Consider the following 23,721-nt stretch of genomic DNA (forward strand, 5'->3'; position numbering starts at 1 on the left):
TGGCGGAAGGTTAGCAGAAGTGTGATGTCGCGCTTATATCCAAATGGAATGGTTTATGACAAACGGAATGATTTTGTTGGTTTACTGTTCAATCTGGTGATGAATAAAGCGATTGAACTGAAATTGCAGCGAATTGATCATCTGCGAAGACCAGCGCACTGCACTGTTTTCGGGCAATGTCTGTGGCATCCAGACGGCGTAAGCGAAGAGCGCCATGCACAATACGCGCTCAAGCTGGTTCCCTTTCTGTGGCGCAAGGATGGGAAAACGAAAGCGCCAGCGACACGGCCAGAGAAGTGGAACGCCAGCGGGCGTCAGCATATCTGCAAGAATATGGCTTAAGTAGCCGAGCACCATCCCCTGAATGGCATCAGCAGGGACGATCCAGCTTTCGGGCACTTTTAAATAAAAAAGGGTAAGCAGCCCAAAAACGGCCAGCAGGCTGTGCGTAAACCCCCGGTGGCCGAACGCGCGGGCGATGGGTTTCGATACCCACTTCAGGCGTTGTCCAAGAAATGATTTGGGATGATCAATATCGGGCAGCAGACAGGTCAATACGGCGGAAGGGACAATATGCCACCAGTCCCCCTGTGCGAGCACGGGAGTGAGTTCAGCGTTTTTGGCAAATACTGCGCACGCTATGGAAAAAAGGAGGTGGCCTTCCGCCGTCATGATAAAACCCACGAAACTGTCAATTCATACAGTATAGGGTTTTTATACAGTAGGCGGAAGAGGTGACGGTGTAACTGTTTGTCACAAATGGAGCATGTTGTTAGCCGCCCTTAAGGTGATGCGCCGTGAGTTCTGTCAGCGAATTAAGCTTCACATCGGCAAGGGCAAAACGGGGATCGTGGCGGCCTTCCTCTGCCGGAACCACAATGGAGCGCATACGTGCGGCTTTGGACGCGATCATGCCGTTAACGGAATCTTCCAGCGCGACACAGGTAAGCGGATCAAGACCCAGCTTAGCGGCACAGTCCATATAGACCTGCGGGTGCGGTTTGCTGTAGGGCAATTTTTCAGCTGACGCCAGGGCGTCAAAACTGTCGCGCAGCTCAAACATAATGAGCACTTTTTCCAGCATATGCAGCGGTGAAGCGGAGGCCAGGCCCACCTTCAGCCCCTGAGCCTTACACAACGCGACCGCTTCACGCACGCCAGGCAATAGCGGCTTGTTCTCCTCCACCAGCGCGATGGCGCGGCTGATAATGCGCGCGGTGACTTCGTCGCGATCTGGGCCACTCCACGGCTGGTGGGCGTACCAGAGGTCTACGACCATATCAATGCGCAGGCCCAGCGTGTCGGGAAGTTCATTACGGCGGCTGATATCAACGCCCAGGCTGGCCATCACGTCCAGCTCGGCGCGATCCCACAACGGCTCGGAATCAATCAGTAATCCATCCATGTCAAAAATAGCGGCAAGTATCTGGCGCGGTGTCGACATCACAACGTCTCCTTATCCAGGGTGTTCGACAGACGATAAGTGCTAAGCACACTTAGCAATTTAGCATATTGCTTTCAAAGATCGGGCGAAAATGCTGTCCAGCAGGTAGACTTAGCCACAAATAACGCGTCTTTATGAAGAGGAACTGATGACGTATCAACAAGCTGGACGCATTGCTGTCTTAAAACGTATTGCTGGCTGGGTGATTTTTATTCCCGCCGTCATCTCTACGCTGATTTCTGTGCTCAAATTTATGTACGATCACAGCGAAAAACAGCCAGGCATTAATGCCGTCATGCTTGATTTTGCGCATGTCATGATTGAGATGATGCGGTTCAACACCCCGTTCCTGAATGTCTTCTGGTTCAACTCGCCAACGCCGGATTTTCACCAGCAGCTTAATATTGGGTTCTGGGTCATCTATGCGTTGATTTTTATTGCCATGGCGTTACAGGCATCCGGTGCGCGAATGAGTCGCCAGACCCGTTTTCTGCGCGAAGGCGTTGAGGATCAGTTAATTCTGGAACAGGCGAAAGGCCCGGAAGGAATGAGCCGGGAGCAGATTGAATCCCGCATTGTGGTACCGCGTCACACCATTTTCCTGCAAATTTTCCCGCTCTATATTTTCCCCATTATCATCATTGTGGCGGGATACTTCTTCTTCTCTCTGCTGGGTTTTCTCTGACAGATGAGGGTGGCGGCACGGCCACCCGATTTGTCCCTATGCCGCAAGTACGCGTTCAAGCGCACGCTGGGCGTTGACCAGATGCTGCCCGCCAAAAAGGATAGCGCGGTTCATCAGCGTATAAAGCTGATACACCGGTTGGCGCTCGAGAAAATCGGACGGCAGAGGGGAGACTGACTGATAGCCATCATATATTTGCGGGGGCTGCTCTGGATGCAGGGGCAGCATGGCCAGATCGCACTCTCTGTCACCCCAGTAGCAGGCCGGGTCGAAGATATAGGGGCCGTTGGGACCCAGCGCGCAGTTGTCGGACCATAAATCGCCGTGCAGTAGAGATGCCTGCGGCTGATGGGAGGCCAGGCGCTGTTGTACATGCTCAACGATGGCATCAATATTGCCAAATTCCAGCCCTTTTTCGGCGGCCAGTTCAAGCTGCCATCCGATGCGCTGTTCGGCAAAAAACGTCGACCACCGACGCTGCCAGGCGTTGGGCTGTGGGGTAGTGGAAAGGTCGTTGTCAAAATCGAGCCCAAACTGGGGCTGGTCGCTCCACTGGTGCAGGCGCGCGAGCTGTTGTCCAAGAATGAAGGCGTTATGGGCATCCAGCGGGCGGGGAGGGAGATAGTCCATGACCAGGAAACTGTAGTCCCGGTCGCTGCCCAGAGCCAGCACCTGCGGTACTGTCACCGTTTTACTGCGAGACAACAGTTCCAGCTGGTCGGCTTCAGCGGTGAATATCGGGAGCAGTTCTCGCTCATCACACTTCACGAAAAGATCGCGTCCTGCGTAGCGTAAATGCCACGCGGCGTGGATCTCTCCGCCTGGCAGTTCGTTACGCAGTTCAATTTCACCTTCACCCAGTTGCTCACTTAAAAGATGACTGATAGCCTGCCACATGTTGACTCTCCCATGTTGTCTGCCAGATCATAAAGTTAGCGCATAATTGCGGTAAAAAAATACGAACTAACGCACACCTGAGCGGTTTAAATTCATGCAGCGCACTTATTGTTCTTTTTTGTGCCAGCTTTCCCACGTTTCCACGGTGATGTCGGCGGGCTTGTCGGTCACACTTTCCACCAGGCTGGCGGCCAGGGCGTGAACGTCTTCTTCACTCAGGGCCGCGATCAAACCAAATGTCAGCGTGCCTAAATCATGAATATGGCCGTCATCGTCCGTCAGCGTGAGCAGAAAATTCGCGCGAGTAAAGGCGTTATTGAGCTCGTTCAGCTCGGTCAGTGACGCTTCACGAAGATTGATGGTTGCGACATAGCGGGTGATATCACCACTGCTCATAATTCACCTCGTTGTTATTCTGAAAGTTTTTTTAGCATAGTCGATATGCCATATTTGGCGACTTTAAGGTAAATTCCCCTTCGATTGGGAAGGGGAATAGAGGTCAGTCTTTTGAAAGGTAATCGACGATTTTCTGCGTATCGGCAAGCGAACACAGCCGCGTCCCCTGATTAATGGTGGCGGCACTCCCCGCCGCGACGCCATAACGCGTCATTTCCAGAAGAGAAGCACCCTGCGCCAGTTTTAGCGCCATCGCGCCGACCATGCTGTCGCCCGCACCCACGGTACTCTGGCTTTTCATGGGCGGCGGCACAACCTGCACAAAGCCCGTCTTGTCGACAGCCAGTGCCCCCTGAGGACCGAGAGAGACGACCACGCGGTGCGCTTTGCCGCTGCGAACCAGTTCTTCTGCGGCGGTACGCACGTCATCAGGCTGGTTAAGTTCGCGATTCACAAGCGCGCTAAGCTCTTTCTGGTTAGGTTTAACGAGTTCAAGATGCCCGGGGACTAACGCTGCCTGCAGGGCTTCACCTGAGCTGTCGACGATGCAGCGGATACCACGCTGAAGCACTGCCTTAACCAGCGCCGTCAGCTTTTCCGTTTTGACGCCTGGCGGTAGACTACCGCTGATAACCAGCAGTGAGCCGCTTTCAATGGTCAGTACCTTCTCTTCAAGTTGACGAAACTCATCATCGCTCAGTCTGGCGCCCGGCATCACGAAACGATACTGCTCCCCGCTGGATTCGACGTGGACATGCAGATTCTGCCGGGTCCAGTCCTGAGCCGCTACGGTGTCTACGGCAACCTGTTCATCCGCCAGCAAAGAGACCAGATGTTCCCCCGTGGCACCCCCGGCAGGGAATATGGCGGTGGCTTTACCGCCAAGATGGGTAATTGCGCGCGCCACGTTAATGCCGCCGCCGCCCGGCTCAAACACAGGGGCGCTACAGCGTAGTTTACCTTCAGGGTAAATGTGCGGGGTGATAGTCGCGGAGTCGAGGGAAGGGGAGAGTGTCAGCGTATAAATAGAAGCCATCATAACCTCCTTTTAGTATGGGTTCTTTTAAGCCTGGCACCGATCGACAGGAAGGCAATGTAAATAACAGTATGATTTTAAAAATGAATGCTTAAACAAGCGTGATAAAAGATATATAAAATAAAACGCGCTTTGGGATCGTTCTTATTCAAAAAATGAAATAAGAAAATATTGCTATGTTATTTGCGCCTTTTTATAATTTGTTACCTTTCTCTGGACGCCTTGTCATTGATCCTCAAGAAAGTTTCCGAGACCGTGGTGGTCTCTTTTTTTGTTGTACGGACTCCTTAAATAAAATGAAGCTTTTGAAGACAGTACCCGCAGCACTGATGCTGGCGGGTGGCGTATTTGCATCACTGAATGCAACCGCCGATGACACCGTTTTTACTGTCATGGACGATCCCTCCACTGCCAAAAAACCCTTCGAAGGTAATCTGAATGCCGGGTATCTCGCGCAATCAGGTAACACAAAAAGCTCTTCTCTGACGGCGGACAGCACCCTGACCTGGTACGGTAATACCACAGCATGGTCGCTGTGGGGGAATGCCAGCAACACGTCCGCTAACGATGAACGCTCTTCCGAGAAATATGCGGTAGGTGGACGTAGCCGTTACAACATGACCGACTATGACTACATATTCGGTCAGGCAAGCTGGTTAACCGACCGTTATAATGGCTATCGCCAGCGTGATGTATTCACGACGGGTTATGGTCGTCAGTTCCTGAATGGGCCTGTACACAGCTTCCGTTTTGAATTCGGTCCTGGTGTTCGCTACGACGAGTACACCAACGGCGAAGATGAAACCCAGCCGCTGGGTTATGCGTCAGGTACCTACGCATGGCAGATGACCGATAACACCAAATTCACTCAGGGTGTGTCTGTGTTTGGTGCCGAGGATACGACGCTGAACTCTGAAAGTGCCCTAAACGTGGCTATCAATGAACACTTCGGTTTGAAAGTGGCCTACAACGTGACCTGGAACTCTTCACCACCAGCAAGCGCGCCTGAACATACCGATCGCAGAACCACCGTTTCACTGGGTTATAGAATGTAATCATGGCGGGCCGAAAATATCGGCCCGTTTCTCATCTCTGCCAGACGTCCCTTCTGATTCTCTAACCCCAAATCATTGCCGCCCAACGAAGTAGCAGCATCGCGCCGCAGATGGCAATCAGCACCAGCACCATTTTCCAGTGTTTTACGGCAAATCGTTTTGTTGGCATAACCTAATCCTTGTCCGTTGATACGCATAGTCTATCAAACGGGGCCGAAATATGCCCCTTCCCGGAAGCAATCGGGTTATGCCGGTATGGGGTTCAGCTCAGAACCAGTGGAATCGATCGGCGAGAATCAACAATAAACCGGTTGCTGACAGGATATTTAATATCACTACCGTTCTACTGGATACGTTCATGGTAAGCACCTGTGGATTTTAAAGGCCTGTTCAAAGTTAGCTCAGCATCGGCGAAATGCGAGGGCCAGAGAGACGCAATCTGCAAATATCTGCAACATGCCAGTCCTTCATTGTGGCAGCAGAGGGTGCAATCCCCTTGCTGTTAGTGTTAACATTAAGTCCCTTGCCGTAAACCCGCATTTATCTGAATTCGGCAGGTGCAGGATAACGAACCAATTTGACGATTGTTGGTCAGATGTTTCGTAATCTACTGTTTAATCACGATTATTTTCTTTGTATATGCTCTTATGTGTGGGGCATCACTGCAAATAAGGATATAAAATGCCTGTAATTACTCTTCCTGATGGCAGCCAACGCCATTTCGACCGCGCTGTTAGCCCAATGGATGTTGCCCTGGATATCGGTCCTGGCCTCGCGAAAGCGACCATCGCCGGCCGTGTGAACGGTGAGCTGGTTGATGCGTCCGATCTGATTGAAAACGATGCGACGCTTGCAATCATCACCGCGAAAGACGAAGAAGGTCTGGAGACCATTCGTCACTCCTGTGCGCACCTGTTAGGTCATGCTATCAAGCAGCTGTGGCCAAACACCAAAATGGCGATTGGTCCGGTTATCGACAACGGTTTCTACTATGACGTTGACCTTGACCACACCCTGACCCAGGAAGATATCGACGCGCTCGAAAAACGTATGCACGAGCTCGCCGAAACGAACTATGACGTCATCAAGAAGAAAGTCAGCTGGCACGAAGCGCGTGAAACCTTCGTCAAGCGTGGCGAGAGCTATAAAGTCTCTATTCTTGACGAGAACATCTCTCATGATGACAAGCCAGGCTTGTACCATCACGAAGAATACATCGACATGTGCCGTGGACCGCACGTGCCGAATATGCGTTTCTGTCATCACTTTAAACTGATGAAGATCGCAGGCGCCTACTGGCGTGGCGACAGCAACAACAAAATGTTGCAGCGTATTTATGGTACCGCATGGGCCGATAAAAAAGCCCTGAACGCCTATCTGCAGCGCCTGGAAGAAGCGGCGAAGCGTGACCACCGTAAAATCGGTAAACAGCTTGACCTGTATCACATGCAGGAAGAAGCGCCGGGTATGGTATTCTGGCATAACGACGGCTGGACCATCTTCCGTGAACTGGAAACGTTCGTACGCTCCAAGCTGAAAGAGTACCAGTACCAGGAAGTAAAAGGCCCGTTCATGATGGACCGTGTGCTGTGGGAAAAAACCGGCCACTGGGACAACTACAAAGATGCGATGTTCACCACCTCGTCCGAGAACCGTGAATACTGCATTAAGCCAATGAACTGCCCGGGCCACGTTCAGATCTTCAACCAGGGTCTGAAATCCTACCGTGACCTGCCGCTGCGTATGGCGGAGTTCGGTAGCTGCCACCGTAACGAGCCATCAGGTGCGCTTCACGGTCTGATGCGTGTTCGTGGCTTTACTCAGGATGATGCGCATATCTTCTGTACTGAAGATCAGGTTCGTGATGAAGTTAACGCCTGTATTCGTATGGTCTACGATATGTACAGCACCTTTGGCTTTGAGAAGATCGTGGTCAAACTCTCAACGCGTCCGGAAAAACGTATCGGTAGCGATGAGACATGGGATCGCGCAGAAGCGGATCTCGCCGTGGCGCTGGAAGAGAACGGTATTCCGTTCGAATACCAGCTGGGCGAGGGCGCATTCTACGGTCCGAAAATTGAATTTACCCTGTATGACTGTCTCGACAGAGCTTGGCAGTGCGGTACTGTACAGCTGGACTTCTCCCTGCCGCAGCGTTTAAGCGCCTCTTATGTTGGCGAAGACAACGAACGTCAGGTACCGGTTATGATTCACCGTGCAATCCTCGGTTCACTGGAGCGCTTCATCGGCATCCTGACCGAAGAGTTCGCGGGCTTCTTCCCAACCTGGCTTGCGCCAGTGCAGGTAGTGGTGATGAACATTACCGATTCTCAGGCAGATTACGTTAAAGAATTGACGCAGAAACTACAAAATGCGGGCATTCGCGTAAAAGCAGACTTGAGAAATGAGAAGATTGGCTTTAAAATCCGCGAGCACACTTTACGTCGTGTCCCGTATATGTTGGTCTGTGGTGATAAAGAGGTGGAAGCAGGCAAAGTTGCCGTTCGCACCCGCCGTGGTAAAGACCTGGGCAGCCTGGACGTAAGTGAAGTGATTGAGAAGCTGCAACAAGAGATTCGCAGCCGCAGTCTTCAACAACTGGAGGAATAAGGTATTAAAGGCGGAAAACGAGTTCAAACGGCACGTCCGAATCGTATCAATGGCGAGATTCGCGCCCAGGAAGTTCGCTTAACAGGTCTGGAAGGCGAGCAGCTGGGGATTGTGAGTCTGAGAGAAGCAATCGAAAAGGCTGAAGAAGCTGGAGTAGATTTAGTTGAAATCAGCCCTAACGCCGAACCGCCAGTTTGTCGTATCATGGACTACGGCAAGTTCCTTTATGAAAAGAGTAAGTCTTCTAAGGAACAGAAGAAGAAGCAAAAAGTTATCCAGGTTAAGGAAATCAAATTCCGTCCTGGTACCGACGATGGCGATTATCAGGTAAAACTCCGCAGCCTGATTCGCTTTCTGGAAGATGGCGATAAGGCCAAGATCACACTGCGTTTCCGCGGTCGTGAAATGGCCCACCAACAGATCGGTATGGAAGTGCTTAACCGCGTCCGTGAAGATCTGAGTGAACTGGCAGTAGTCGAATCCTTCCCTACGAAGATCGAAGGCCGCCAGATGATCATGGTGCTCGCTCCTAAGAAGAAACAGTAAGGCCTTCAAGCAGCAAAATCTGTGGAGCCTTCGGGTTTCATAGGTTTTGTTCGCCTATGTTTCGTTTATTTAACAATGCGAAGTGGAAGTTATTAAAATGCCAAAAATTAAGACCGTACGCGGTGCTGCTAAGCGCTTCAAAAAAACCGGTAAAGGTGGTTTTAAGCACAAGCACGCTAACCTGCGTCACATTCTGACTAAGAAAGCTACCAAGCGTAAACGTCACCTGCGTCCAAAAGCCATGGTTTCTAAAGGCGATCTGGGCCTGGTAATCGCGTGCCTGCCGTACGCATAAGTCGTTAACGTTTAACTTTTTTAACTTAGAATAGATACAGGAGAGCACACATGGCTCGCGTAAAACGTGGTGTAATTGCACGTGCACGTCACAAGAAAATTTTGAAACAAGCTAAAGGCTACTACGGTGCGCGTTCACGCGTATACCGCGTTGCCTTCCAGGCTGTTATCAAAGCAGGTCAGTACGCTTACCGTGACCGTCGTCAGCGTAAGCGTCAGTTCCGTCAACTGTGGATTGCGCGTATCAACGCAGCAGCACGTCAGAACGGTATTTCTTACAGCAAATTCATCAACGGCCTGAAAAAAGCCTCTGTTGAAATCGACCGTAAGATCCTGGCTGACATCGCAGTATTCGACAAAGTAGCGTTCACCGCTCTGGTCGAAAAAGCGAAAGCAGCACTGGCATAAGCCAGTTGAGAGAGGGGGCTTTGCCTCCTCTTTTCATTTAACACCATCAGAAGATTGACATTTATCCGTGCAGGCTTTTCAATAAGTTCTCAACGGTTTTTACCCAACAAGGTAACGCAAGCATGAATGCTGCTATTTTCCGCTTCTTCTTTTACTTTAGCACCTGACTCCAGGAGGCTAGCGCGTGAAAGATGAAACGAAAAACAGCGCCAGATAAGCCTCCCGATGGAGGCTTTTTTTGTATCTGAATTTGAGAGAATAACTCCACCAAATCGGTGTCTGCACCGACATAATGAGGAAAATCATGTCACATCTCGCAGAGCTGGTTGCCAGTGCAACAGCCGCCATTAATCAGGCCTCAGATGTTGCCGCGTTAGACAATGTCCGCGTCGAATATCTTGGGAAGAAAGGGCACCTGACCCTTCAAATGACAACCCTGCGTGAACTGCCGCCAGAAGAACGCCCGGCAGCGGGTGCGGTGATTAACGAAGCTAAAGAGCAGGTGCAGCAGGCACTGAACGCGCGTAAAGCCGAACTGGAAAGCGCGGTGCTGAATGCGTGCCTGGCCGCAGAGACGATCGACGTTTCTCTGCCGGGTCGCCGTATCGAAAACGGGGGGCTGCATCCGGTTACCCGTACCATCGATCGCATTGAAAGTTTCTTCGGTGAGCTCGGCTTTACCGTGGCGACTGGCCCGGAAATTGAAGATGATTATCACAACTTCGATGCCCTGAATATTCCTGGCCATCATCCGGCACGCGCTGACCACGACACTTTCTGGTTTGACGCCACGCGTCTGCTGCGTACCCAGACCTCTGGCGTACAGATCCGTACCATGAAGGATCAGGAACCGCCAATCCGCATCATCGCGCCGGGTCGCGTCTATCGTAACGATTACGATCAGACCCATACCCCAATGTTCCACCAGATGGAAGGTCTGATTGTTGATAAAAACATCAGCTTCACCAACCTGAAGGGCACTTTGCACGATTTCCTGAACAACTTCTTCGAGGAAGACCTGCAGGTTCGTTTCCGTCCATCCTACTTCCCGTTCACTGAACCGTCTGCGGAAGTTGACGTGATGGGCAAAAACGGCAAATGGCTGGAAGTGCTGGGTTGCGGCATGGTGCATCCAAATGTACTGCGCAACGTCGGTATCGATCCGGAAGTGTACTCCGGCTTTGCCTTCGGTATGGGCATGGAGCGTCTGACCATGCTGCGTTACGGTGTGACCGATTTACGTGCATTCTTCGAAAACGATCTGCGTTTCCTCAAACAGTTTAAATAAGGGCAGGACAGAACAATGAAATTCAGTGAACTGTGGTTACGCGAATGGGTCAATACCACGCTGGACAGCGACGCGCTGTCTGACCAGATCACCATGGCGGGCCTGGAAGTTGACGGCGTTGAGCCGGTTTCCGGTGCCTTCACCGGCGTCGTGGTCGGTGAAGTGGTCGAGTGCGGCCAGCATCCGAACGCCGACAAACTGCGCGTGACAAAAGTGAATGTCGGCGGCGACCGCCTGCTGGACATCGTTTGCGGTGCGCCAAACTGCCGTCAGGGCCTGAAAGTCGCCGTGGCAACCGTGGGTGCGGTACTGCCGGGTGATTTCAAAATTAAAGCGGCTAAACTGCGCGGTGAGCCTTCTGAAGGTATGCTGTGCTCCTTCTCCGAGCTGGGTATTTCCGACGATCACAACGGCATCATTGAGCTGCCGCTGGATGCGCCAATTGGCACCGATATCCGCGAATACCTGAAGCTTGATGACAACACCATCGAGATCAGCGTTACGCCAAACCGCGCTGATTGCTTAGGTATCATCGGCGTGGCGCGCGACGTGGCCGTGCTGAACCAGACCGAACTGAACGCGCCGGAGATCGTACCGGTAGAAGCGACCATCAGTGACGTACTGCCTATTCAGGTTGACGCCGCGGATGCTTGCCCACGCTACCTCGGCCGCGTGGTAAAAGGCATCAACGTGAAAGCGCCAACACCACTGTGGATGAAAGAGAAACTGCGCCGCTGCGGCATTCGCTCTATCGACGCGGTGGTTGATGTCACCAACTACGTTCTGCTGGAACTGGGTCAGCCAATGCATGCGTTCGATAAAGATCGTATCGAAGGCGGTATTGTTGTCCGTATGGCAAAAGAGGGCGAAACCCTGGTTCTGCTTGACGGCACCGAAGCGAAGCTGAACGCGGATACGCTGGTGATTGCTGACCACAGCAAAGCGCTGGCGATGGGCGGTATCTTCGGTGGCGAACACTCTGGGGTAAATGACGAAACGCAAAACGTCCTGCTGGAATGCGCCTTCTTCAGCCCGCTCTCTATCACCGGTCGCGCACGCCGTCATGGCCTGCACACCGATGCGTCTCACCGCTACGAGCGTGGCGTTGACCCTGCGCTGCAGTACAAAGCGATGGAGCGAGCGACTCGCCTGCTGATCGACATCTGCGGCGGTGAAGCCGGTCCGGTTATCGATGTCACTCACGAAGCGACGCTGCCGAAACGCGCAACCATTACCCTGCGCCGCAGCAAGCTCGATCGCCTGATTGGTCATCATGTTGCCGATGCCCAGGTGACCGACATTCTGACGCGTCTGGGCTGTGAAGTGACCGAAGGTCAGGACGAGTGGAAAGCCGTTGCGCCATCCTGGCGTTTTGACATGGAAATCGAAGAAGATCTGGTGGAAGAAGTGGCCCGCGTATACGGCTACAACAACATCCCGGACGAGCCCGTTCAGGCCGGTCTGGTGATGGGTACCCATCGTGAAGCCGACCTGTCCCTGAAGCGTGTGAAAACCATGCTTAACGACAAAGGCTACCAGGAAGTGATCACCTACAGCTTTGTTGATCCTAAGCTGCAGCAACTGATCCACCCGGGCGAGGAGGCGTTGATCCTGCCAAGCCCAATCTCCAGCGAAATGTCCGCAATGCGTCTGTCCCTGTGGACCGGGCTGCTGGGCACTATCGTTTACAACCAGAATCGCCAGCAAAACCGCGTGCGAATTTTCGAAAGCGGTTTGCGCTTTGTACCGGATAATCAGGCAAATTTAGGCATCCGTCAGGATCTCATGCTGGCTGGTGCTATCAGTGGCAACCGTTATGAAGAGCACTGGGACCTGGCAAAAGGTACGGTTGATTTCTACGATATGAAAGGCGATCTGGAAGCCATTCTGGATCTGACCGGTAAATTATCTGAAATTGAATTCCGTGCAGAAGCGATTCCAGCCCTGCATCCGGGCCAGAGTGCGGCGATCTATTTAGACGGCAAACGCATTGGTTTCATTGGTGTTGTTCATCCTGAGCTGGAGCGTAAGCTGGACCTGAACGGCCGTACCATCGTGTTTGAGCTGGAGTGGAGCCCGGTTGCAGACCGCGTCATTCCTCAGGCGCAGGACGTCTCCCGCTTCCCGGCGAACCGCCGTGATATCGCGGTTGTGGTCGCGGAAAACGTTCCCGCAGCAGATATTTTGGCCGAATGTAAGAAAGTTGGCGTAAATCAGGTAGTTGGCGTAAACTTATTTGACGTGTACCGCGGCAAGGGCGTAGCAGAAGGTTTCAAGAGCCTCGCTATCAGCCTTATCCTTCAGGATACCAGCCGTACACTCGAAGAAGAGGAGATTGCCGCTACCGTCGCCAAATGTGTAGAGGCATTAAAAGAGCGATTCCAGGCATCATTGAGGGATTGAACCTATGGCGCTTACAAAAGCTGAAATGTCAGAATATCTGTTTGATAAGCTTGGGCTTAGCAAACGGGATGCCAAAGAGCTGGTAGAGCTGTTTTTCGAAGAGATCCGTCGTGCTCTGGAAAATGGTGAGCAGGTAAAACTCTCCGGTTTTGGCAATTTTGATTTGCGAGACAAAAACCAACGTCCGGGCCGTAACCCGAAGACGGGGGAAGATATTCCCATTACAGCCCGCCGCGTGGTGACCTTCAGACCCGGCCAGAAGTTAAAAAGCCGTGTCGAAAACGCAACGCCCAAAGCAGAGTAATATGAACTAACCAAAAAGGCCGCCCACGCGGCCTTTTTTCTTTGCGCTCTCTGGCAAACCGACCGTAAAATCAAAGACATCACACGCTAATAAAACCACGCTCATGCTTGATTATGCTCATCGCCAACACCGTTCCGACCGACGTCGCCTGCTATTGCTGGCGCTGTTGCTGATTGTCGCCGCGGGTATCAGCCTCTGCGCGGGCGACAGCTGGATTGGGCCCGAACGCTGGCTGGGGCCTGACGGGCAACTCTTCGTCTGGCAAATTCGTCTGCCGCGCACCGTGGCGGTGATGCTGGTCGGTGCTGCACTGGCGCTGTCAGGTACCGTTATGCAGGCGCTGTTTGAAAACCCGCTGGCGGAACCCGGGCTGCTCGGGGTGTCGAACGGTGCAGGCGTCGGGCTGATTGCGGCGGTAATGCTGGGCGGAGGAGAACTCTCCGGATGGAGTATTAGCCTCAGCGCCATTTTCGGCGCATTACTGATCACCATCATCCTGCTTCGCTTTGCCAGACGCCACTTGTCGACCAGCCGCCTGCTGCTTGCCGGGGTTGCGCTGGGGATCATCTGCAGCGCGCTAATGACCTGGGCGGTATACTTCTCGACCTCCTTTGACTTGCGTCAGCTGATGTACTGGATGATGGGCGGCTTTGGTGGCGTTGACTGGCATCAGGGCTGGCTGATGGCACTTCTGGTGCCTGGAATTGTATGGGCAGCCCTGCAGGCGCAGCCGCTGAACATGCTCGCGCTGGGGGAGATCTCAGCACGTCAGCTCGGCATGCCGATGGCGTTCTGGCGTAACGTGCTGGTCATTGCCATCGGTTGGCTGGTGGGCGTGAGCGTGGCGCTGGCGGGAGCGATTGGTTTTATCGGGTTGGTTATCCCGCATATGCTGCGTCTGTGTGGCTTCACGGACCATCGAACCTTGCTTCCGGCTTCGGCCGTGGCCGGAGCCGTCACGCTGCTGGTGGCTGATATCATCGCTCGTCTTGCCCTGACAGCCGCGGAGTTACCGATTGGTGTGGTAACCGCCACGCTGGGCGCGCCAGTCTTTATCTGGCTACTATTAAAATCCGGACGTTAAAAAACGACCCATAAGACAACCTGAGGGAATGCTATGCAGACTGATATCCTGAATACCGAAGTGACGACCATTGATGGCGAGAAAACCACGCTGGAAAGCTACAAAGGCAACGTGTTGCTTATCGTCAACGTGGCGTCCAAATGCGGCCTGACGCCACAGTACGAACAGCTGGAGAACATTCAGAAAGCCTGGGAGAAAGACGGTTTCACCGTGCTGGGCTTCCCGTGCAACCAGTTCCTGGGCCAGGAGCCGGGCAGCGAAGAAGAGATCAAAACCTTCTGCAGCACCACCTATGGCGTAACGTTCCCGATGTTCAGCAAAATTGATGTTAACGGCGAAGATCGCCATCCGCTGTACGCGAAGCTGATTGCTGCCGCGCCGAAGGCCGTTGCGCCTGAGGGCAGTGGTTTTTACGAGCGTATGGCCAGCAAAGGCCGCGCGCCGCTCTATCCGGACGATATTCTGTGGAACTTCGAAAAATTCCTGATCGGTCGCGACGGCCAGGTCGTTCAGCGCTTCTCGCCGGATATGACGCCTGAGGATCCGATTGTCATGGAATCGATCAAGCTGGCGCTGGCAAAATAATGTCACTGCTGATGCAGCTCACGGACGTCGCCGAGAAGGGGCGTCTGGAGCCGATGACCGGCGCTATCAATGCGGGGGAAATCCTGCATCTGGTTGGGCCAAACGGCGCGGGAAAAAGCACGCTGCTGGCGCGGATGGCAGGGCTGACCACCGGGCCCGGGCAGATCACACTGCTGGAACATCCTCTTGCTGACTGGTCTCCCGGCTCGCTGGCCCACCGGCGCAGCTATCTGGTGCAGCAGCAGGTGCCGCCGTTTGCGATGCCGGTCTGGCATTATCTGATGCTGCATTTGCACGACAAACAGAATACGGCACTGCTTACGGAGGTGGCGGCGGCGTTAGGACTGGAAGATAAACTGCCCCGCCATGCCAGCCAGCTTTCCGGCGGTGAATGGCAGCGAGTGCGTCTGGCGGCGGTCATTCTGCAGATCCACCCCGCAGGCAACCCTCACGGGCGGATGTTGCTCCTGGACGAACCCATGAGTGGTCTGGATGTCGCCCAGCAGGCGGCGCTGGATTCGCTGTTAAGCGCGTTGAGCCGGAAAGGTATTGCCGTGGTGATGAGCAGCCACGACCTTAACCATACGTTGCGCCATGCCCATCGGGTGTGGCTACTGTCGCGCGGCAGGATGATTGCCAGCGGCGCGCGGGACCAGGTTCTTACGCCGCCACATCTGGCACGTGCCTATAACATGTCGTTCCGCAGGCTGGATATCGAGGGACATAAGATGCTGATTTCTACGGGGCAGGAGTAACCGTTTCTTGCCTGTTAACGCACTTGCGCGCTAAATTACCGAAAGAACAATAAAAGCAGAGGATTCGTCTGAAAATGCGATTCTGGTTTATCCTGGTGGCGGCACTCTTTCTTGCGGGATGCAGCAGCCATCGTGCACCGCCGCCTAATCCGCGGCTTTCAGATTCTATCACCGTCATTGCCAGTCTGAACGACCAGCTGAGCAACTGGCGCGGGACGCCTTATCGCTACGGCGGTATGAGTCGCGGCGGGGTGGACTGCTCTGGTTTTGTGCTGATGACGTTTCGTGACAAGTTTGATTTACAGCTTCCGCGCGAAACGCGCAAGCAGGCTGAAATTGGGACTGAAATTGATAAAGACGATCTGCTGCCGGGAGACCTGGTCTTTTTCAAAACCGGTTCGGGAGAAAGTGGCCTGCATGTCGGCATTTATGACACGGACAACCAGTTTATTCATGCCTCAACAAGCCGTGGTGTGATGCGCTCTTCTCTGGATAATGTTTACTGGCGTAAAAATTTCTGGCAGGCACGACGTATTTAATCTGCCCGAACACGTCTCACTGCCGGCAGGGTAACTATTAAATCATGCCGGTTTTTCTTGAATAAGCTGATTAAAGTTAAATTTACCTAAAATTAGCGTCATCCTTATGTGTCTGTTTTATCTAAAACTGGCTATTACTCTGTAACCAGGATAAGATTATTTTAGATTCAGGGATAAATCTGAAAATTAATACGGAACTAATGAAATTAAACTTATTAAAATCAAGACAGTGGAATTGTGTCGGCAATTGCTCCAGGATGTCCTCTCTCATCTTTAATGCGGGGCGAGTGCAATGATGATTACGCTAGATAATGCATACCAGTCTGAACTGATGCTTTTGCCTGCACGTAATAGTGCTGGCGAGCTTAAAGGTTTAGAGGTTCTGGTTAACTTTACTGGCGTCGGCACCGATGTGAGGATCCCCACTGAGCTCGTTATCCCCCGGCTTTCAGCGGCAGAAGAGTTAACGCTGTTTAACGAAAAACTGCAATTGCTTGATACCTGTAAACTGTTTTTTATTCAGCATCAGTTAATTGCATGGATCAATATTACACCGGCTATTGTTGAATTTTTATTAAGTAATGGGAATGCTGTTTCAATTCTTGAGCGGTATCCTTTTCTTGAGTTTACTGTTAATGAGAATTATCCAGGTTTAAATAACGGAAAGGATGATCTGCAACTGGCGAGAATGGCGATCCATTTCCCCCTGGTCCTCGCAAACTTTGGTGCAGGCGCGGCATCGCTCAAAGCTGTCTATGATGGATTATTTAAACGGGTGATTCTCGATAAAGGTTTCATCCAGCAGCGGGCTTCGGAGCTCTCTTTCGAACCTTTTATGCGCGCTATCCTCTGGCAAATAACGCCGCACTGCCAGTCGGTGATCGTCTCCGGTATTGACGACCACGGTCTGCTGCAACGCGTCTTGTCCTTCAATTTTGGCGCCATGCAGGGCACGCTGTGGCCCGCTGTCCCGGCGGAGCACGTCACGACGCTGGTTCAGTAGCGATAACCCTGTCTTTCGCCCGTGTTTAAGTTCGGGCAAACCCTCTACACTAAAAGCAGGAGGACTTATGACCCTGTCTTTTACTGCTCACTGGCATGACGAGTTGCCTGGCTTTTACACCGCACTCAAACCCACACCGTTACACAATTCACGTCTTATCTGGCACAACGACCGGCTGGCCGATGAACTGGCCGTTCCGCCTGAGATGTTTAAGCCTTCCGGGGGCGCGGGCGTCTGGGGAGGCGAAACGCTTCTGCCCGGTATGCAACCCCTTGCCCAGGTCTATAGCGGACACCAGTTTGGCGTCTGGGCGGGACAGCTGGGCGACGGCAGGGGGATCCTGCTGGGTGAACAACAGCTTTCCAACGGAGAGACGGTTGACTGGCATCTGAAAGGTGCAGGTCTTACCCCTTATTCTCGGATGGGCGATGGCCGCGCAGTATTACGTTCAACAATACGTGAATGCCTGTCCTCTGAAGCCATGCATGCTCTGGGGATCCCCACCACGCGCGCGCTGTCGATTGTCACCAGCGACACGCCGGTTATGCGCGAAACGGTAGAAAAAGGGGCGATGCTGATGCGTATCGCACAAAGCCATCTGCGCTTTGGCCATTTTGAGCACTTTTACTATCGTCGTGAGACGGACAAGGTTCGTCAGCTCGCGGACTACGCTATTCGTCGCCATTGGGCGCATTTGCAGGATGAGGCTGATAAATACGTTCTCTGGTTCCGGGACGTGGTCGCCCGTACCGCCAGGATGATTGCTCGCTGGCAAACGGTGGGCTTTGCTCATGGGGTAATGAACACTGACAATATGTCGCTCCTCGGGCTGACCTTTGATTATGGGCCGTTTGGTTTTCTGGATGATTATCAGCCGGGTTATATCTGCAACCACTCTGACTATCAGGGACGTTACAGTTTTGACAACCAGCCAGCGGTTGGGCTATGGAACCTGCAGCGGTTTGCGCAAACATTGTCGCCGTTTATGGATGTCGATGCCCTGAATGATGCACTCGACAGCTATCAGGACGTTTTGCTGCGAGAATATGGCACGCTGATGCGCAACAAGCTGGGGCTGATGACCCAGGAGAAAGGGGATAACGAGATCCTGAACGATCTGTTTGCACTGATGGCGCGTGAGGGGAGTGATTATACCCGCACTTTCCGGATGCTGGGCCAGACGGAGCAGCACAGTGCTGCATCGCCGCTGCGCGACGAGTTTATTGACAGGCAGGCCTTTGACGACTGGTTTGCACGTTACCGCTCCCGCTTGCAGCAGGAACAGGTCGATGACGCCGCCCGTCAGACGCAGATGAACGCGACGAATCCCGCGATGGTGTTGCGCAACTGGCTGGCGCAGCGGGCGATTGAACAGGCAGAGCAGGGAGAGTATGACGAGTTGCACCGTCTGCACCTGGCGTTGCGCACGCCGTTTGCCGACCGGGATGATGACTATATCAGCCGCCCGCCAGACTGGGGCAAACGGCTGGAAGTGAGTTGCTCAAGTTAAACATTTCTGGCCGGGTAGCGGCTTCGCCTTACCCGGCCAGAAACTCACTGTGCCACCCAGCCGCCATCCATATTCCACGCGGCGCCGCGAACGTTAACGGCGCTGTCGCTGCATAAAAACAGCGCCAGTTCGCCCAACTGCTCCGGGGTGACAAATTCACCTGAAGGCTGCTTTTCCCCGAGAAGCTGGTCTTGCGCCAGTTCCGGCGGGACGCCATCCGCGATGCGCTTATCGATTTGCTGTTGTACCAGCGGGGTCAGCACCCACCCCGGGCAGAGGGCATTGGCGGTCACGCCGGTGCGTGCGGTTTCCAGCGCCAGGGATTTGGTAAAGCCCACCACGCCATGCTTGGCGGCAACGTAGGCGGACTTCTCTTTCGACGCAACCAGCCCGTGAACGGAGGCGATATTAATGATGCGTCCCCAGTTTTGTTCACGCATGGCGGGCAACGCCAGCCGGCTGGTGTGAAACACCGCAGAAAGGTTAATGGCGATAATGTCGTTCCATTTCTCCACCGGGAAGGTCTCCACCGGAGCCACATGCTGTATCCCGGCATTGTTAACAAGAATATCCACGCCGCCAAACTGCGATTCGGCGTAGCGCATCATGGCTTCAATCTGCAACACGTCACGCAGGTCGGCATCGTGGTAGCCCGGCTTTTTGCCCAGTTGTGCAATTTCTTCTCGCGCTGATCCGCTGTCACCGAAACCGTTGAGAATCAACTGCGCCCCTGATTTCGCCAGCACGCGAGCGATCCCCAGGCCAATGCCGCTTGTCGAGCCGGTCACCAGGGCGATTTTACCGTTCAGATTCATTTTTCTCTCCTTACACAATGCCGGTCAGATAGAACACGGCAATGACAAAAAGCACTGCCAGGCTTTTAATGATAGTGATAGCGAAAATGCCGCCGTAGGCCTGACGATGGCTCAGGCCGGTGATGGCCAGCAAGGTAATCACCGCCCCGTTATGGGGAAGCGTATCCATCCCGCCGCTTGCCATTGACGCCACGCGGTGCAACACCTCAAGCGGGATTTTGGCCGCGTGGGCGGCAGCAACAAAGGTGTCCGCCATGGCCGCAAGGGCAATACTCATTCCGCCGGACGCTGAGCCGGTGATCCCGGCGAGAACGGTCACGCTGATGGCTTCGTTCAGCAACGGGTTCGGGATGGCAGACAGCGCTTTAGATAACACCAGAAAACCGGGCAGGGCGGCGATAACCGCGCCGAAACCGTATTCCGAGGCGGTATTCATCGCCGCGAGGATGGCGCCGCTCACCGCCGTTCGGCTGCCTTCTGCCAGACGTCCCCGGATATTGCGAAAACCAAAAATCAACACCAGCACAATACCGGAGATCAGCGCCGCCTCCACGGCCCAGATGGCGGTGATCTTGCTCACCTCGGTCACAATCGGTTTCACCAGTCCTGGCAGGGTAAGCTCATGACTCGTACCGTACCAGCCGGGGATCCAGCGGGTAAACAGCAGGTTCAGTATGCCCACGACCAGCAGCGGGGAGAGAGCAATCAGCGGATGCGGGAGATGAATATTGTCCGGCGTTTCAGGTTCGTTTTTCAGGTCCGCGCCATAACCTTCATTGTTATTGATCGCCTTACGCCGCTGCCGCTCCAGCCAGAGCAGGCCAAAGAAGATAATAAACAGAGAGCCGATAAGACCCAGCCACGGGGCCGCCCAGGCGTTAGTGCCAAAGAAGCTGGTGGGAATAATGTTCTGGATTTGCGGTGTGCCGGGCAGGGCGTCCATGGTAAACGAGAACGCCCCCAGCGCCACGGTAGCGGGGATTAACCGTTTAGGAATGCCGCTCTGGCGGAACAGTTCGGCGGCAAACGGGTACACCGCAAATGCCACCACGAACAGCGACACGCCGCCGTAGGTTAACAGCGCACACACCAGGACTATCACGGGGATAGCGTGCCGACGACCGAGGATCTGGATCGCGGCGGCAACGATGGATCGTGAAAAACCGGAAAGCTCAATCAGCTTGCCAAACACCGCCCCCAGCAGGAACACCGGGAAATAGAGTTTAACGAAGCCGACCATCTTTTCCATAAACAGGCCAGTAAACGTCGGGCCGACGGCACCCGGATCGGTCAGCAGCACGGCACCAAGCGCCGCAATCGGCGCAAACAAAATCACGCTGTATCCGCGGTAGGCCGCCAGCATCAGTAATCCCAGCGCCGCCAGGGCTATTAACACACTCATTACGACTCCTTACTTTAATTATTATTCGGGTACCAACGAGAGGTTTAACGCTCAACGGTCAGGGCAATGCCTTGTCCGCCGCCAACGCACAGGGTGGCAAGTCCCTTTGTTACCCCCCGGCGCTGCATTTCATGGAGCAGGGTCACCAGGATGCGACAGCCGGATGCGCCAATCGGATGGCCCAGGGCGATGGCGCCACCGTTAACGTTGACGTTCTGTTCATCCCAGCCAAGCTCTTTGCCCACCGCCAGTGCCTGTGCGGCAAAGGCTTCGTTGGCTTCAATGAGATCGACGTCGTCGAGCGTCCAGCCCGCCCGCGCCAGCGCCGTCCGACAGGCGCTGACCGGGCCGATGCCCATCATCGACGGATCAACGCCCGTCACGGCGTAACTCACAATGTGGCCAAGGACAGGTAACCCGCTTTCCCGCGCCTTTTCCTCGCTCATCAGCAGTACCGCGGCGGCCCCATCGTTAAGGGTGGAGGCGTTCCCCGCCGTGATCGTGCCCTCGTCATGCAAAAATGCGGGGCGGAGCTGTGCAAGCTGCCCGGCGGTGGTTTCCGGGCGTGGCTGTTCATCATGGCGGACAATCTGTGGCGCACGTTTGCCCTGTTTCACCGTCACTGGCGCTATCTCGGCGTCAAACCGACCAGTCTCAATGGCGGACGCCGCCTTTTGCTGTGACCGGAAGGCGAAGGCATCCTGTTGCTCGCGGGAAATGCCGTACTCACGGGCGACGTTTTCCGCGGTGATGCCCATGTGGTAATCGTTGAATGCGTCCCACAGGCCGTCGGTAATCATGCTGTCCTGCAGGCCCGTATGCCCAAAACGCAGCCCTGAACGTGCGCCATCCAGCAGATACGGGGCGTTACTCATGCTCTCCTGACCGCCAGCGATAACCACGTCTGCGTCACCGCAGCGGATTGCCTGGGCGGCGAGCTGTACCGCTTTCAACCCCGCGCCGCACACCAGATTGACCGTTGTCGCCGGGGTGCTGACGGGTAATCCGGCAGTGATGGCCGTCTGGCGGGCGGGGTTTTGCCCGCACCCGGCCGTCAGCACCTGACCGAAAACCAGTTCGTCTATTTGCTCTGGGTGAAGGCCGCTGCTCTCCAGCAGACGCTGTACCGTGACGGCACCCAGCTCAACGGCTGAAAGGGGCGAGAGCGATCCGCGAAAACTGCCAATGGGGGTTCGCGTTGCCCCGACAATCATGACCTTTTTCATGTTGAGTCCTCAGTTGAAGCGCATCTCGCGAACGTCGTCCGCCACAATGATTTTTCCGGCCGTTTTACGGACAATCTCGTCGATACCGACACCCGGGGCGTACTCCCGCAGGATGAACGCGCCGTCCGCTATCTCCAGCAACGCGAGATCGGTCAGGACCCGACGGATGCAGCCCACACCGGTGAGCGGCAGCGTGCAGCGCGGCAGCAGTTTGGAGTCACCGTTTTTTGCAGCGTGGGTCATCACCACAATGATGTTCTGCGCCCCGGCAACGAGATCCATCGCGCCACCCATCCCTTTCACCATCTTTCCGGGGATCATCCACGAGGCAATGTTGCCCTCGACATCGACTTCAAATGCGCCCAGCACGGTCAGATCCACATGGCCGCCGCGGATCATGGCAAACGACTGGGCCGAGTCGAAAATGGCCGCGCCGGTCCGCGCAGTGACCGTCTGTTTACCGGCGTTGATCATGTCGGCATCAAGGCTCTGCTCATCGGGAAAAGCCCCCATTCCGAGCAGACCGTTTTCCGACTGCAGCATCACGTCCATTTCCGGGGGAATATAATTCGCCACCAGCGTAGGGATGCCGATCCCCAGGTTGACGTAATACCCGTCGCGCAGTTCGCGGGCAACGCGCATCGCCATCTGTTCTCGGGTTAACATCGTCAGACTCCTTGCGCGCGCAGCGTGCGCTGTTCAATGCGTTTTTCAAACTGGCCGACAATCAGCCTGTCGACGTAAATTCCCGGCGTATGAATAGCCGACGGAGGCAGTTCACCCGGCGGAACAATCTCTTCCACCTCCACAACCGTGATTCGGCCCGCCGTTGCCATCAGTGGATTAAAATTTTGCGCGGTATGGCGATAGATAACGTTGCCGTACCAGTCCGCTTTCCAGCCCTTAACCAGCGCGAAATCACCGGTAATGGCCTCTTCAAGAATGTAATTTTTACCGCCAAACTGGCGCACATCTTTGCCCGCTGCCACGGGGGTGCCATAACCGGTAGCCGTATAAAACGCCGGAATACCGGCCCCGCCCGCGCGGACCTTTTCTGCCAGCGTCCCCTGCGGAGTAAGTTCGATTGCCAGTTCCCCGCTCAGTACCTGCTGCTCAAACAGCGCGTTCTCGCCGACGTAAGACGCCACCACTTTGCGAACCTGGCGCGTTTCGAGCAGTATCCCCAGACCGAAACCATCCACGCCGCAGTTGTTCGACACGACCGTCAGATCTTTCACCTGACGGCGTCGAACCTCTGCAATCAGGTTCTCAGGAATACCGCACAGCCCGAAGCCGCCCGCCAGCAAGGTCATGCCGTCCGTCAGCCCATCCAGCGCCTGCGCATAGCTGCTGACGCGCTTATCCAGTCCTGCCATAGTCATCCCTCCCGTTAACCGTGCCGGTATCATTAGGGGTGGCGACTCATTTGTTAATTT

General features: G+C 54.4%; 28 protein-coding genes and 1 other annotated feature. Of the genes, 16 read left to right on the top strand and 12 right to left on the bottom strand.

The window, feature by feature from the left end; genetic code table 11:
* Positions 1–81 precede the first annotated feature (81 nt).
* Positions 82–672 carry a metal-dependent hydrolase gene (locus A4308_RS13795; protein ID WP_014883483.1) on the bottom strand — a complete coding sequence of 197 codons (591 nt, stop codon included), beginning with the start codon at positions 670–672 and terminating at the stop codon, positions 82–84.
* Positions 673–772: 100 nt separating this feature from the next.
* Positions 773–1,444, bottom strand: a complete 672-nt coding sequence (gene hxpB / locus A4308_RS13800; RefSeq protein WP_023332770.1) for a hexitol phosphatase HxpB — start codon at positions 1,442–1,444, stop codon at positions 773–775.
* 148 nt (positions 1,445–1,592) lie between these two features.
* On the opposite strand from hxpB, the gene A4308_RS13805 reads away from it, so the two are divergent.
* On the top strand, positions 1,593–2,129 hold the full coding sequence (locus A4308_RS13805; RefSeq protein WP_014883485.1) for a YniB family protein: 537 nt from the start codon (positions 1,593–1,595) through the stop codon (positions 2,127–2,129).
* 36 nt (positions 2,130–2,165) lie between these two features.
* Here the strand turns inward: A4308_RS13805 and A4308_RS13810 are convergent, their stop codons facing one another.
* The 3 genes from A4308_RS13810 to pfkB form a co-directional block, all read right to left on the bottom strand.
* Positions 2,166–3,026, bottom strand: coding sequence for a fructosamine kinase family protein (locus tag A4308_RS13810; protein ID WP_014883486.1), 861 nt, complete (start codon positions 3,024–3,026; stop codon positions 2,166–2,168).
* A 105-nt stretch (positions 3,027–3,131) separates the two neighbouring features.
* Complete coding sequence (gene ghoS / locus A4308_RS13815) at positions 3,132–3,422, bottom strand: type V toxin-antitoxin system endoribonuclease antitoxin GhoS (RefSeq protein ID WP_014883487.1); 291 nt, start codon at positions 3,420–3,422, stop codon at positions 3,132–3,134.
* 103 nt (positions 3,423–3,525) lie between these two features.
* The gene (gene pfkB, locus A4308_RS13820) at positions 3,526–4,458 is read right to left on the bottom strand and encodes a 6-phosphofructokinase II (protein WP_045281796.1); all 933 of its coding nucleotides are present in this window, start codon (positions 4,456–4,458) and stop codon (positions 3,526–3,528) included.
* A 296-nt stretch (positions 4,459–4,754) separates the two neighbouring features.
* Here pfkB and A4308_RS13825 point away from each other — a divergent pair, with 296 nt between their 5' ends.
* Positions 4,755–5,513, top strand: a complete 759-nt coding sequence (locus A4308_RS13825) for a DUF481 domain-containing protein (protein WP_045281797.1) — start codon at positions 4,755–4,757, stop codon at positions 5,511–5,513.
* Between the two features lie 61 nt (positions 5,514–5,574).
* Here the strand turns inward: A4308_RS13825 and yniD are convergent, their stop codons facing one another.
* Together yniD and yncL are read right to left on the bottom strand one after the other, a co-directional pair.
* Positions 5,575–5,682 carry a small membrane protein YniD gene (yniD, locus tag A4308_RS22520; RefSeq protein ID WP_008500658.1) on the bottom strand — a complete coding sequence of 36 codons (108 nt, stop codon included), beginning with the start codon at positions 5,680–5,682 and terminating at the stop codon, positions 5,575–5,577.
* Positions 5,683–5,780: 98 nt separating this feature from the next.
* Positions 5,781–5,873: a stress response membrane protein YncL gene (gene yncL, locus A4308_RS21985; protein ID WP_071819746.1), complete on the bottom strand. Its 93-nt coding sequence runs from the start codon at positions 5,871–5,873 to the stop codon at positions 5,781–5,783.
* A gap of 321 nt (positions 5,874–6,194) precedes the next feature.
* On the opposite strand from yncL, the gene thrS reads away from it, so the two are divergent.
* The 14 genes from thrS to selO all read left to right on the top strand — a co-directional run bounded on the left by thrS (position 6,195) and on the right by selO (position 18,842).
* Positions 6,195–8,123: a threonine--tRNA ligase gene (thrS, locus tag A4308_RS13830; protein WP_063308637.1), complete on the top strand. Its 1,929-nt coding sequence runs from the start codon at positions 6,195–6,197 to the stop codon at positions 8,121–8,123.
* A gap of 3 nt (positions 8,124–8,126) precedes the next feature.
* Positions 8,127–8,669: a translation initiation factor IF-3 gene (infC, locus tag A4308_RS13835; protein ID WP_059287945.1), complete on the top strand. Its 543-nt coding sequence runs from the start codon at positions 8,127–8,129 to the stop codon at positions 8,667–8,669.
* A gap of 97 nt (positions 8,670–8,766) precedes the next feature.
* Complete coding sequence (gene rpmI, locus A4308_RS13840; protein WP_001124225.1) at positions 8,767–8,964, top strand: 50S ribosomal protein L35; 198 nt, start codon at positions 8,767–8,769, stop codon at positions 8,962–8,964.
* Positions 8,965–9,014: 50 nt separating this feature from the next.
* Entirely contained in the window at positions 9,015–9,371 is a 357-nt protein-coding gene (gene rplT / locus A4308_RS13845) for a 50S ribosomal protein L20 (protein WP_000124850.1), read from the top strand.
* A gap of 117 nt (positions 9,372–9,488) precedes the next feature.
* Positions 9,489–9,613, top strand: a sequence feature (Phe leader region).
* Complete coding sequence (pheM, locus tag A4308_RS22525) at positions 9,494–9,538, top strand: pheST operon leader peptide PheM (RefSeq protein WP_001386830.1); 45 nt, start codon at positions 9,494–9,496, stop codon at positions 9,536–9,538. Its footprint overlaps the feature before it by 45 nt.
* A 62-nt stretch (positions 9,614–9,675) precedes the next feature.
* A complete protein-coding gene (gene pheS, locus A4308_RS13850) occupies positions 9,676–10,659 on the top strand; it encodes a phenylalanine--tRNA ligase subunit alpha (RefSeq protein WP_063308638.1) in 984 nt (327 codons plus the stop codon).
* A 15-nt stretch (positions 10,660–10,674) separates the two neighbouring features.
* The gene (pheT, locus tag A4308_RS13855) at positions 10,675–13,062 is read left to right on the top strand and encodes a phenylalanine--tRNA ligase subunit beta (RefSeq protein WP_014883491.1); all 2,388 of its coding nucleotides are present in this window, start codon (positions 10,675–10,677) and stop codon (positions 13,060–13,062) included.
* Positions 13,063–13,066: 4 nt separating this feature from the next.
* A complete protein-coding gene (gene ihfA, locus A4308_RS13860; RefSeq protein ID WP_003857805.1) occupies positions 13,067–13,366 on the top strand; it encodes an integration host factor subunit alpha in 300 nt (99 codons plus the stop codon).
* Positions 13,367–13,469: 103 nt separating this feature from the next.
* Entirely contained in the window at positions 13,470–14,450 is a 981-nt protein-coding gene (gene btuC / locus A4308_RS13865; protein WP_014883492.1) for a vitamin B12 ABC transporter permease BtuC, read from the top strand.
* A gap of 33 nt (positions 14,451–14,483) precedes the next feature.
* A complete protein-coding gene (locus A4308_RS13870) occupies positions 14,484–15,035 on the top strand; it encodes a glutathione peroxidase (protein ID WP_014883493.1) in 552 nt (183 codons plus the stop codon).
* The gene (gene btuD / locus A4308_RS13875; protein ID WP_023332773.1) at positions 15,035–15,790 is read left to right on the top strand and encodes a vitamin B12 ABC transporter ATP-binding protein BtuD; all 756 of its coding nucleotides are present in this window, start codon (positions 15,035–15,037) and stop codon (positions 15,788–15,790) included. Before A4308_RS13870 ends, btuD begins: the two co-directional genes overlap by 1 nt.
* A gap of 74 nt (positions 15,791–15,864) precedes the next feature.
* Complete coding sequence (locus A4308_RS13880; RefSeq protein ID WP_014883495.1) at positions 15,865–16,329, top strand: C40 family peptidase; 465 nt, start codon at positions 15,865–15,867, stop codon at positions 16,327–16,329.
* A 292-nt stretch (positions 16,330–16,621) separates the two neighbouring features.
* A complete protein-coding gene (locus tag A4308_RS13885; protein WP_045281799.1) occupies positions 16,622–17,332 on the top strand; it encodes an EAL domain-containing protein in 711 nt (236 codons plus the stop codon).
* 67 nt (positions 17,333–17,399) lie between these two features.
* On the top strand, positions 17,400–18,842 hold the full coding sequence (selO, locus tag A4308_RS13890) for a protein adenylyltransferase SelO (RefSeq protein WP_045281800.1): 1,443 nt from the start codon (positions 17,400–17,402) through the stop codon (positions 18,840–18,842).
* A gap of 44 nt (positions 18,843–18,886) precedes the next feature.
* On the opposite strand, the gene A4308_RS13895 is transcribed toward selO, so the two are convergent.
* From A4308_RS13895 to A4308_RS13915, 5 genes are read right to left on the bottom strand one after another with little or no spacing between them, the layout of a single operon-like run.
* On the bottom strand, positions 18,887–19,657 hold the full coding sequence (locus A4308_RS13895) for a 3-hydroxybutyrate dehydrogenase (RefSeq protein WP_023332776.1): 771 nt from the start codon (positions 19,655–19,657) through the stop codon (positions 18,887–18,889).
* A 10-nt stretch (positions 19,658–19,667) separates the two neighbouring features.
* Positions 19,668–21,059, bottom strand: coding sequence for a GntP family permease (locus A4308_RS13900; RefSeq protein WP_023332777.1), 1,392 nt, complete (start codon positions 21,057–21,059; stop codon positions 19,668–19,670).
* Between the two features lie 44 nt (positions 21,060–21,103).
* Complete coding sequence (locus A4308_RS13905; RefSeq protein WP_023332778.1) at positions 21,104–22,285, bottom strand: acetyl-CoA C-acetyltransferase; 1,182 nt, start codon at positions 22,283–22,285, stop codon at positions 21,104–21,106.
* 9 nt (positions 22,286–22,294) lie between these two features.
* Entirely contained in the window at positions 22,295–22,951 is a 657-nt protein-coding gene (locus A4308_RS13910; RefSeq protein WP_014883500.1) for a 3-oxoacid CoA-transferase subunit B, read from the bottom strand.
* Positions 22,952–22,953: 2 nt separating this feature from the next.
* Positions 22,954–23,661, bottom strand: coding sequence for a CoA transferase subunit A (locus A4308_RS13915; RefSeq protein ID WP_014883501.1), 708 nt, complete (start codon positions 23,659–23,661; stop codon positions 22,954–22,956).
* Between the last annotated feature and the right edge of the window lie 60 nt (positions 23,662–23,721).

This window comes from Enterobacter sp. ODB01, assembly GCF_001623605.1.
Classification (GTDB): domain Bacteria; phylum Pseudomonadota; class Gammaproteobacteria; order Enterobacterales; family Enterobacteriaceae; genus Enterobacter; species Enterobacter kobei.